At 29.5% G+C, this 10,816-nt stretch carries 11 protein-coding genes; 9 read left to right on the top strand and 2 right to left on the bottom strand.

Annotation, left to right across the window (positions count from 1 at the left end; genetic code table 11):
* Positions 1–16 precede the first annotated feature (16 nt).
* The gene (locus EAH69_RS10850; protein ID WP_121935231.1) at positions 17–1,543 is read left to right on the top strand and encodes a tetratricopeptide repeat protein; all 1,527 of its coding nucleotides are present in this window, start codon (positions 17–19) and stop codon (positions 1,541–1,543) included.
* Positions 1,544–1,577: 34 nt separating this feature from the next.
* Here EAH69_RS10850 and EAH69_RS10855 read toward each other — a convergent pair whose 3' ends face one another.
* Both EAH69_RS10855 and EAH69_RS10860 read right to left on the bottom strand, forming a co-directional pair.
* Complete coding sequence (locus EAH69_RS10855; RefSeq protein WP_121935232.1) at positions 1,578–2,195, bottom strand: hypothetical protein; 618 nt, start codon at positions 2,193–2,195, stop codon at positions 1,578–1,580.
* A gap of 3 nt (positions 2,196–2,198) precedes the next feature.
* Entirely contained in the window at positions 2,199–3,458 is a 1,260-nt protein-coding gene (locus tag EAH69_RS10860; RefSeq protein ID WP_121935233.1) for an exo-beta-N-acetylmuramidase NamZ family protein, read from the bottom strand.
* An 85-nt stretch (positions 3,459–3,543) separates the two neighbouring features.
* Between EAH69_RS10860 and EAH69_RS10865 the strand changes: the two genes are divergently transcribed.
* From EAH69_RS10865 to EAH69_RS10895, 8 genes are all read left to right on the top strand, one after another.
* Positions 3,544–4,773, top strand: a complete 1,230-nt coding sequence (locus tag EAH69_RS10865) for an ABC transporter permease (protein ID WP_121935234.1) — start codon at positions 3,544–3,546, stop codon at positions 4,771–4,773.
* 29 nt (positions 4,774–4,802) lie between these two features.
* Positions 4,803–6,164 carry a pyridoxal-phosphate dependent enzyme gene (locus EAH69_RS10870; RefSeq protein ID WP_121935235.1) on the top strand — a complete coding sequence of 454 codons (1,362 nt, stop codon included), beginning with the start codon at positions 4,803–4,805 and terminating at the stop codon, positions 6,162–6,164.
* A gap of 27 nt (positions 6,165–6,191) precedes the next feature.
* Positions 6,192–6,920, top strand: a complete 729-nt coding sequence (lptB, locus tag EAH69_RS10875; protein WP_121935280.1) for an LPS export ABC transporter ATP-binding protein — start codon at positions 6,192–6,194, stop codon at positions 6,918–6,920.
* A gap of 101 nt (positions 6,921–7,021) precedes the next feature.
* Positions 7,022–7,588 carry a porin family protein gene (locus EAH69_RS10880; protein WP_121935236.1) on the top strand — a complete coding sequence of 189 codons (567 nt, stop codon included), beginning with the start codon at positions 7,022–7,024 and terminating at the stop codon, positions 7,586–7,588.
* 450 nt (positions 7,589–8,038) lie between these two features.
* Positions 8,039–8,914 (top strand): bestrophin family protein, encoded by an 876-nt coding sequence (locus tag EAH69_RS10885; RefSeq protein ID WP_121935237.1) that lies wholly within the window; start codon positions 8,039–8,041, stop codon positions 8,912–8,914.
* A gap of 39 nt (positions 8,915–8,953) precedes the next feature.
* Positions 8,954–9,109 (top strand): hypothetical protein, encoded by a 156-nt coding sequence (locus tag EAH69_RS13955; RefSeq protein ID WP_230466787.1) that lies wholly within the window; start codon positions 8,954–8,956, stop codon positions 9,107–9,109.
* Between the two features lie 3 nt (positions 9,110–9,112).
* Entirely contained in the window at positions 9,113–10,321 is a 1,209-nt protein-coding gene (locus EAH69_RS10890) for a metallophosphoesterase family protein (RefSeq protein WP_121935238.1), read from the top strand.
* A gap of 129 nt (positions 10,322–10,450) precedes the next feature.
* Positions 10,451–10,735 carry a GIY-YIG nuclease family protein gene (locus EAH69_RS10895; protein ID WP_121935239.1) on the top strand — a complete coding sequence of 95 codons (285 nt, stop codon included), beginning with the start codon at positions 10,451–10,453 and terminating at the stop codon, positions 10,733–10,735.
* Positions 10,736–10,816 lie beyond the last annotated feature (81 nt).

The following is a 10,816-nucleotide window of genomic DNA, read 5'->3' on the forward strand; positions in this document are numbered from 1 at the left end:
AACATTTAACAAATAAATGAATAGAGTATTTCAGATATATATAATTTTATTATTTACGCATTTTTCTAATTATAGTAAAGCTCAAGTAAATATTGAAATGGAACAATATTTCACTAATTTGATGAAAAATGGTTCAATTTCGGAGAAAGAAAAATTAGCTAAAGGAGATTCGATATTAAAAATAGCAAAAGATGATTATTCGAAAGTAGTAGGACATTTTATCAAAGCGAATTCTTATTTGTATACAAACGATTATGATCAAGGTTTTACAAATATTATGTTGGCAGATTCTATAATTGATCGAAATGATTTTCCAAAAGAAAAAATTCGTTCATATAACATGCAAAATGCGGTTTATATTTTTTTAAAATTATATTCGAAATATGAAGATAATCTTACAAAAATTGAAGAATTATTAGCAAAAGAACCCAAAGACAATTTTTATTATAGAGCCACTGCATCAAATTTAGTTTCAAAAGCATTTTTACATAAATGGTTAGATCAATTAGATGAAGCCGAGAAAACACTAAAAGAAGCTATTAGTTTTTATGAGAAAAATAAAATGTTGAATGAAGATGGTTATATAAAAGCATTAAATGATTTATCAGTTGTGTATTCTCATCAAAATAGATATGATTTAGCAATAAAAACGTTAGAAAAACTTAAAGTTCAAAATGATAAATATTTGAAAAATACTTATCACACACTTAATTATTACAATAACGTAGCTACAGTTTATAGACTTAAGGGTGATTACGAAAAAGCAAAAGAATTCTATGAAATTGGTTTAGCTAAAGCAAAAGAATATAATATTTCTTATTATGAATTAGGTTTTAAAGATAACTTAGTCTTAGTTTATGATTTATTAAATGACAAAGTAAAAAAAGATACGATTCAAAAAGAGTTTTTAAAAGATTCTCAAGAAATTACAGCTAATGCAATGGTTGCTAATCAGAAAGTTTTTAAAGCAGCTGAAGAAGAGAATATGAAGATTGTGGAGCAGAAGCAATCGTACATAGGCTTAATAGTAGGAATTGGAGTTGTATTGGTTTTAACTTTATTGTCTATAATAGTTTATCAAGTAAATAAGCGTAAAAAGCAAAAAGAAAAATTTCTTGAAATAATAAAATTATATGAAAATAATAGTAATGAAGATAATATTGTAAAAGAATCTACATTGGTTGAAATTTCAGAACAAAAAGAGAAAGAAATTTTAATTTTATTAAAAGAATTTGAGATGAATAATTTGTTTTTGGATAAAAATATGACAGTTTCTTCTATGGCTACACTCTTAAATACAAATACAAAGTATTTAGGACAAATATTAAAGAAACACCGAGATTCTAATTTCAATGATTATATAAACAAAGTTCGAATCAAATACATTGTAAATCGTATTTTAAAAGAACCTGAATTGGCAAAATATAAAATTGGTCATATTGCAGAATTAGCAGGATTTTCTTCGCATAGTAGATTTACAATAATATTTAAAAAAGAGGTAGAAATTTCACCTTCTCAATTTTTGAAAGAAGTTAGTAAATAAACAAAATTTGCATTAGTATCATAAAAAAACGGAGCTAAATAAGCTCCGTTTTCTCTTTATATTTTAAATCTTTTCCAATAAATTTTCTCCAAATAAGATCGATAAATGCTAGTGAATAAATTAACCGTATTAAAAAGAAAATGATTAAGTAGAAATATTTTTCATGTAATCTTGTAATTATTGTATTCCTTCTAATTACTTCGGTTATTTCTTCTTGATGTTCATACAGAAAAGGAAGAATAATTACATCAACAAGTATTGAAAAACCAGTAAAAAGTAAAAGAGCAATAATCGCTTTTTTATTTATTTTATTAAGAATTTTAAAGTTACAATATAAATAATAGCTTCCAAAAACGAATGTTCCAAAAATTGAAACACCAACAATAAATGTTTTAGTAAATAATTCTTTAGCTTCAGGATGATTAGGATAAACTAAGTTTGAGTCTAATAAATTTTCTTTACGTTCATTTTCAATTTTAGTTTTAATAAGTGAATTGATTCGATTTATTTCCTCTTCAGAAAAAGTAAAACCTCTTTCATTCAATATTTCCAAAGCTAATTTTATAGCATCACTTGTAAACCTTGAATTTGGAGCAATATATTTTTCTAATTCTTTAGCTGAAAGTTTATTTAAAACAGATTTTTTTACCATTGACTAATCTTCATAAATCAAATATTTAGCACGAACGATTTTAAATTCCTCTAAATCTTTTTGCCAAGTAGCTTTGATGCGTTCTTCCGACCAACCAGCTTCAATTTGTTTTTTTAATTCAGGCGTTCCAGATAATTGATCAATCCATAATTTTTTACCGTTCAATGTCCAAAATGGTTGTTTCGTATTGTTTTTATACGCATTAATTAACCATTTCAACGAGATTTCGTTCATATAAGGTTCTTGCGATAAATCTTCACCGTAACAAACTTCATCTTTAAATTTCGGACTCGTTGCGCCAGGCATAGAAGTTGGCGTATATTCAAAAGGCATATTTTTTAAGAATGGCGAACCATAAACCTGAAATTGAATATCTGTTCCACGTCCTTCGTTTACATTTGTTCCTTCAAACAAACACGTACTTGGATATAAATTAATCGAACGGTCGTTTGGTAAATTTGGCGATGGTTTTATAGGTAAAGTATATCTCGATTTATGGGAATAATTCGTTAAAGGAATTACTTCCAAATCCGCTTTTATTTTGTTTTTTAACCAACCTTCACCGTTAATCATTTGTGCATATTCGCCAATCGTCATACCATAAACAATCGGAACTTTGTGCATACCAACAAAAGACGTAAATCCTGGCTGCATCACTGGTCCATCTACATAATGTGCATTCGGATTCGGTCGATCCAAAACGATAACTTTTTTACCATTTTCTGCTGCAGATTCCATTACATAATGTAATGTAGAAATGTATGTATAGAAACGTGCCCCAACATCTTGCATATCAAAAACCAAAATATCAACATCTTGTACTTGTGCATCCGTTGGTTTACGGTTATTTCCATACAATGAAACAATTGGTAAACCAGTTTTTGTATCTACACCCGATTTTACTTTAGCTCCAGCATCAGCATCACCACGGAAACCATGTTCTGGCGAGTAAATTTTTACAACATTAATCCCATTATCAATCAAAAAATCAACTAAATGTATTGTGTTTTTATATTCTAATTGTGATGGATTTGTTCTTAAAATTCCGGTTTGATTGGATACAACTCCAATTTTTTTACCTTTTAATTGCGATAAATATGCTGCCGAATTTTCAGCACCTAATCCGATTGATAAACCATGAACTTCTTTAACTAATTGTCCATTGTCTTTAATTTGAACTTTTTGATCAAAAGATTGTGCAATCGTAAATAAAGGTGTGCTTAGAAGTAAAGCAATTGATGTATATTTGACAAGTTTTTTCATGATGATAATTGATTTATCATTAGTTTAAACAAAATGGATTTATGTTGAAGGTCAACATAAATGTATCATTGTAAAAATTAATAATTTGAACTTTTCTTGGTGGTTTTCTAAAAAAATAGCGCTTGGTAAAAATACTAAAAATAACTTATCAAGCATTATCATTCGTATCGGACAAGTTGCCGTAGCTTTAGGAATTATAGTTTCTTTGGTTACGATTTCTACTGGTGTTGGTGCGCGTAAAGCGATCAAAAGTAAATTAGCCGATTTTAATGGCCATATTACAATTAAAAATTATAATAGCAATAATTCTTTAAATTCAGATTCTTTATCAATTAAACAAGCTTTTTATCCCGAGTTTAAACAAATACCGGATATAGAGCATGTGCAAGCTATTGCAAATAAAAGTGGAGTAATCCGTACTGCTGAAAATTTTAGTGGAGTAGTTTTTAAAGGAGTAGGAACGGATTATGATACTGTTAGATTTCAGAATTTTTTAGTAAAAGGCTCGTTTCCGAAAATCAATAACGATTCGATTTTAAATGATGTAGTTTTATCTCAAAAAATAGCAGACGAATTAAAACTGGATATTGATAGTTCGTTTGTGATGTATTTTATTCGCGATGAAAGTAAGCCTGTTTATAGACGTTTTAATGTAAAAGGAATCTATAAATCTGATATCAAAAATTTTGATGATATCGTGATGCTTGGAGATATTAAACACGTTCAAAATTTAAATAAATGGGATTCTACTACGGTAGGAAGTTTCGAGTTATTTGTAAAAGATGTAGAAGATATTGAACGAGTTTCGGGCGAAGTAGCACAAAACATCCCGTACAATTTATTGTCGGAAGGTGCATCGGATTCATTTGCTCAAATCAACGAATGGATTACAATTTTTGATAAAAATATTGTAATTATCGTAGTTATTATGTTGTTTGTCGTTATCATCAACATGGTGATGGTTCTTCTAATTTTAATTTTAGAAAGAACACAATCAATTGGATTATTAAAAGCATTCGGTGCAACCAATTGGAGAGTTAGAACCTTGTTTATTTATTACGCTATATTTATCATGTTACCTGGCTTAATCGCCGGAAATGTAATTGGTTTGGGATTATTATTGATTCAGAAATATTTTAAAATAATAAAATTACCTGCAGAAAACTATTATATATCTGTTGCTCCAGTTTATCTGGATATTCCAACAATTGTATTATTAAATGTAGGTGCTATCATAATTTGTGCAATTGTATTACTTTTGCCATCATATATGATTTCTAAAATTACACCAGCTAAGGCAATCAATTTTAGATAATTAATTAAAAGAATTAAATAAGTATTAGAATGAAATACGCAAATAATATATTAGAGACAATTGGTAATACACCTTTAGTAAAAATTAATCACATTACTAAAGATTTACCATGTACAGTTTTAGCAAAGGTAGAATACTTCAATCCAGGACATTCTTGTAAAGACCGTATGGCTTTAAAGATGGTTGAAGATGCTGAAAAAGATGGAAGATTAGTTCCAGGTGGTACAATTATCGAAGGTACTTCTGGTAACACAGGAATGGGATTAGCTTTAGCTGCAATTATTAAAGGATATAAATTAATTTGTGTAATTACAGATAAACAATCAAAAGAGAAAATGGATATCTTACGCGCTGTTGGTGCTAAGGTAGTTGTTTGTCCTACTGATGTAGAGCCTACAGATCCACGTTCTTACTACTCTGTATCTAAGCGTTTAGCTGAAGAAACTCCTAACGGATGGTACGTAAACCAATACGATAATCCATCAAATGCACAAGCAAATTACGAGCAAACTGGTCCAGAAATTTGGGAACAAACAGAAGGGAAAGTTACTCACTTTATCGTAGGTGTTGGTACAGGAGGAACTATTTCTGGAGTTGGAAAATACTTAAAAGAGCAAAATCCTAACGTTAAAGTTTGGGGTGTTGATACGTACGGATCAGTTTTCAAAAAATATAAAGAAACAGGAATTTTCGACGAAAACGAAGTTTACTCTTATGTAACAGAAGGAATTGGTGAAGATATTTTACCAGAAAACGTAAACTTTGATACAATTGACGGTTTCACGAAAGTTACAGATAAAGATGCAGCTGTTTATACGCGTCGTTTAGCATTAGAAGAAGGATTATTCGTTGGAATGTCTTCAGGTTCTGCGATCAAAGGTTTATTACAAATGAAAGACGAATTTGGTCCAGACGACGTAGTTGTAGTTTTATTCCACGATTCAGGTTCTCGTTATGTTGGTAAAATCTTTAACGATGATTGGATGAGAGACAGAGGTTACTTAGAAGATGATGTTAAAACTGCTGTAGATTTAATTCAAGAACACGTAGATAAACCATTAGTTATCGCTCGTACAGAAGAATTAGCTTCTCACGCGATCGATCGTATGCGTCGTTTCAAAATTTCTCAAATTCCAGTTGTTGACATCAACGGATTCGCAGGTTCTTTATCAGATACAGATTTATTCCAAGCTTATTTAGATAATCCAGCAATTGCAGAAAAGCCAATTCGCGAAATTATGGGAGCTGCTTATCCTATTGTTAAGGCTAATGCATCGGTAGAAGAAGTTTCTAAATTAATTACAAAAGATAATCAAGCGGTATTAATCGAATTAGAGAATGGTAAACACAATATCATTACTAAATACGATATTATCAATTCGATTAAATAATAAACGTATCTTTACAACGATATGGGAATTGTATTAAGAGGAGAAAATTTAATTAAAGATTACGGCAAAAAACACGTCGTAAAAGGAGTTTCTTTCCAAGTAGAGCAAGGAGAAATTATTGGATTATTAGGACCTAATGGTGCTGGTAAAACGACGTCATTCTATATGATTGTAGGTTTAGTACAAGCAACACAGGGTAAAGTTTTTTTAGATAAACAAGACATTACTAATGATGCCATGTACAAACGTGCTCAGAAAGGGATTGGATATTTAGCCCAAGAAGCTTCAATTTTCCGTAAACTTTCAGTGGAAGATAATATCAAATCAGTATTACAATTCACAAAATATTCGAAAAAGGAACAACAAATGAAAGTTGATGCCTTAATCGAAGAGTTTTCATTAGAACACGTGCGTAAAAATCGTGGTGATTTGTTATCAGGAGGTGAGCGTCGTCGTTGCGAAATTGCACGATGTTTAGCAACTGAACCAAATTTTATTTTATTAGATGAACCATTTGCGGGAGTAGACCCTATTGCGGTAGAGGATATCCAAAAGATTGTTCGTTCATTAAAAGATAAAAATATTGGTATTTTAATTACCGATCACAACGTATCTCAAACGTTAGCTATTACCGATAAAACTTATATTATGTTCGAAGGTAAAATCTTAAAATCTGGTTCGCCAGAAGAATTAGCAAACGATCCAGATGTACGCCGTGTATATTTAGGAGAAAACTTTACGTATCAACAGATTTAAGAAATTAATCAAGATATTATTAATCCCTTTAGCTTATTGTTAAAGGGATTTTCTTATTTATAAATTTAATTGATTAAATTTGAGTTAATTAAACTAAAATTATGAAAAAAACATTTACTATTTTAATTCTTGTATTGGGACTATTTTCTGTTTCATTACAAGCTCAAACGTTACATTATGGTGTAAAGGCAGGATACAACGCTGCTAAAATTGGAGGCGATGTTGAAAATGTGAAAGCTTTGGATGCTTTTCATGTTGGATTTTTAGCTGAAATTGAATTAACGGATAAATTTTCAATCCAACCGGAAGTCTTGTATTCAGCACAGGGAACTAAATATAATTCAACTCGTAAAAGTCAACTCGATTATATTAATGTACCCATATTAGCGAAATATTATTTGATAGATGGATTATCTATCGAAGCAGGACCACAAATTGGATTTTTAACGAAATCCGAAGATAAATTAAAAGGGACTACAGTAGATTATAAAGATGTAACAAAAGATATAGATTTTTCTTTACCTGTAGGCTTAGCTTATCGTTGTGCAATCAATATATTTGCTTCAGTTCGCTACAATTTTGGATTATCTAATTTTAATGATGAAAGTGGATCACATTATAAAATGAATAATCAAGTTTTTCAAGCATCTTTAGGATATCGTTTTTAAAATACACTCAACTATAAATATAGGCGCAATTGGTTATTATCCATATTGCGCTTTATTTTTATACTATTCTTCAAATTTATAAAACTTTAGATATAAAAGTTTCCAGCCAATTATTAGACAGAATAACAAATGTTTTTATCGTTAATATATTAATGAACGGAAAAATATAAAACAAAAAAAGTTGAAAATAGGATTTCTATTTTCAACTCTAAAAATTGTAAAATATTTATTTTAATAAACTCTTATACATAAACTGAACAAAGTATGAATTGCGAGGGCGAGTTTAAATAAATATCTAATTGCTAATTTTTATATCAAAATATTAATCTCTTAAGAATGTGAGAACAGAGATTAATCTAATGATTGATTAAAGATAAATTACTTATTTCATAAAAACAAACTTATCTGTTTTTATTAATTTTGATATTATACGATATAGATTTTTTGTTTATGAAGATTTACAATCCCAAAGAATGGTTTCATTCTGTCATTTACTTTCACAAATCAGATACATTTGTCAAGTTATTACCGTTTATTGTTTTAATGGGAATTTATTCTTCAGCTATTGCATATTTTGAATTAGAGTATCTGAATTTATCATCAAAATCATGGTTGAAAGAAATTACAACTGTGCATTCCCTTTTAGGTTTTGTTATTTCGATGTTACTAGTTTTTCGTACCAATTCAGCTTACGATCGTTGGTGGGAAGGTCGTAAACAATGGGGAGCCTTAACAAACACTTCACGAAATTTTGCAATTAAATTAAATGGATTGTTGACAGAGGATGATATCGAAAATAGAAATTTTTTCAAGAAAGCGATTGCCTTATATGCCAAAACATTATTTAGTTTTTTACGTAGCGATTATTCAAAATTCATGTTAGATGAAGATAAATACTACGATATGGAACTAATTTCTAAGCACGGACCAAACCAAGTAGCGAGATTAATTTACGAGAAATTATGTGCTTTAAATAAAGTAGGTATTCTTGATTCTTACCAATTTATGATGATTGATAAAGAATTTCAGGAGTTTACAAATATTTGTGGTGCTTGCGAACGTATTAAAAATACACCAATTCCTTATTCATATAGTTCGTTTATCAAGAAATTTATTGTGTTATATGTTATAACTTTGCCAATCGGTTTAGTTTTTTCAATGGGCTATTTTGTCGCGATTGCAGTTCCATTTATTTTTTATGTATTAGCTTCTTTAGAATTAATTGCAGAAATGATTGAAGAGCCTTTCGGAACTGATTTTGATGATTTACCAATTGAACAAATTACAATGAATATTGAAAAACATGTTAGCGAAATAATTAAATAGCGACATAGTTTGTCTTTTTAATAGTGTAAATTTATAGAAATGAGTAGAAATACAGAAGCGAATAAGAAAAGAGTGAAAGCTAAAAAGGCTCAACAAAGAAAAAAGGTTAAAGATGCTGAAGCTGGTCGTAAAGCTCGTTTAAAAGAAATCATTCAGCAAATGAATGAGAAAGAAAAAAATACTAACGAAGAATAAATAATGAAAATTCTACATACTGCTGATTGGCATTTAGGTAAAAAATTAGACAATTTTTCTCGTTTGGAAGAGCAAATTTTGGTAATGGACGAAATTGTACAAATTGCTGATGAGCAACAAGTCGATTTAGTTTTAATTGCAGGTGATTTGTTTGATACGTTTAATCCAAGTGTAGAAGCTGTCGAATTATTTTATAAAACATTAAAACGTTTAGCTAAAAATGGTGAACGTCCTGTTATTGCAATAGGAGGTAACCATGATTCGCCAGATCGTATCGATGCTCCTGATCCATTAGCGCGAGAATGTGGAATTATTTTAATCGGTTATCCAAATGCAGTGGTTAATCCATTCGAATTGGATGGATTTAAAATCACTCAATCAGATGCTGGATTTCTAGAGTTACAGCTTAAAAACTCTATAACACCAGTTCGAATCGTACATACTGCTTATGCAAATGAAATTCGTTTAAAACAATACTTCGGCGAAAATAAAGACGAAGAACTAAATAAGGTTTTAAAAGAACAATGGACTTCGATTGCGGTTAAATATTGCGATGAAAATGGAATCAATTTATTGGTTTCTCACTTGTATATGAACAAGCAAGGCGAAACTACTTTGTTAGAAGAACCTGAAGGCGAAAAACCAATTAAAATTGGGAATGCAGATTTAGTTTATTCAGATGCAATTCCGCCTCAAATTCAATATTCAGCTTTAGGGCATTTACATGGTTTTAATAATGTTGGTACAGAAGAAAAACCGGTAGTTTATTCATCTTCACCTTTGTGTTATAGCTTTTCAGAAGCGGGACAAACCAAATATGTTTCGATCATTGAAGCCGAACCAAATCAAATTGTAAAATTTGATAAAATTGCTTTAGAAAATGGTCGTCCTTTAATTCGAAAAAAGTTTGATGACATTGAAAATGCAGTTTCTTGGTTAAATGAAAATCAAAATACTTTGGTCGAATTAACAATAGAAAGTGATACTTTTTTAAAGGCGGAAGATAGAAAATTGATTTATCAATCGCATGACGGAATTATTCATTTAATACCCAAAGTAAAAAATACTCAACCGGAAAATGCTGTTCATACCGAAATCAATTTAGATAAGGATATGAAAGAGCTTTTCAAAGATTATTTTAAATCTAAAAACGGAAATCAAGATCCGAATGCTGAAATTCTGGATTTATTTAATGAAGTGATGAATTCTTGATGGTTGAGATATTGAAATAAATTCAACATTACTTTTTCTCATTATTTTATATTTAATAAATTCTGTCAGTTCGAGTAATTATCAGTAATGAAATGAATGATAATGTATCGAGAACTAAAATTTTGTATTATGAAGATAGGATATGTTTACATTTTAAAATGTTCAGATAATACATATTACACAGGATTTACTTCTAATTTATATAATCGTATAGAAGAACATATTCAAGGAAAGTATCAAGAATCTTATACATATAAACGTAGACCACTTGATTTGGTTTTTTATTGTGAATTTACAGATTTTCAACAAGCGATTTCTTATGAGAAAAAGATTAAGAAATGGTCAAAACTTAAAAAAGAAGCGCTAATCAATGGTGAATTTGATAATTTAAGAAATTTAGCCAAGAAAAAATAAATATGACTTCTCGATACGCTTCACAAGTTTCGCTACTCGAAGTGACAGAGTCGTTAATTTTAATACTATTTAATAAATTCT

It is taken from the genome of Faecalibacter macacae, assembly GCF_003687725.1.
Taxonomy (GTDB): domain Bacteria; phylum Bacteroidota; class Bacteroidia; order Flavobacteriales; family Weeksellaceae; genus Empedobacter; species Empedobacter macacae.

Bases quoted from the DNA above. Each gene is read 5' to 3' on its own strand.
- EAH69_RS10850 (WP_121935231.1), top strand. From the start codon at position 17: ATGAATAGAGTATTTCAGATATATATAATTTTATTATTTACGCATTTT.
- EAH69_RS10855 (WP_121935232.1), bottom strand. From the start codon at position 2,195: ATGGTAAAAAAATCTGTTTTAAATAAACTTTCAGCTAAAGAATTAGAA.
- EAH69_RS10860 (WP_121935233.1), bottom strand. From the start codon at position 3,458: ATGAAAAAACTTGTCAAATATACATCAATTGCTTTACTTCTAAGCACA.
- EAH69_RS10870 (WP_121935235.1), top strand. From the start codon at position 4,803: ATGAAATACGCAAATAATATATTAGAGACAATTGGTAATACACCTTTA.
- EAH69_RS10880 (WP_121935236.1), top strand. From the start codon at position 7,022: ATGAAAAAAACATTTACTATTTTAATTCTTGTATTGGGACTATTTTCT.
- EAH69_RS10885 (WP_121935237.1), top strand. From the start codon at position 8,039: ATGAAGATTTACAATCCCAAAGAATGGTTTCATTCTGTCATTTACTTT.
- EAH69_RS13955 (WP_230466787.1), top strand. From the start codon at position 8,954: ATGAGTAGAAATACAGAAGCGAATAAGAAAAGAGTGAAAGCTAAAAAG.
- EAH69_RS10890 (WP_121935238.1), top strand. From the start codon at position 9,113: ATGAAAATTCTACATACTGCTGATTGGCATTTAGGTAAAAAATTAGAC.
- EAH69_RS10895 (WP_121935239.1), top strand. From the start codon at position 10,451: ATGAAGATAGGATATGTTTACATTTTAAAATGTTCAGATAATACATAT.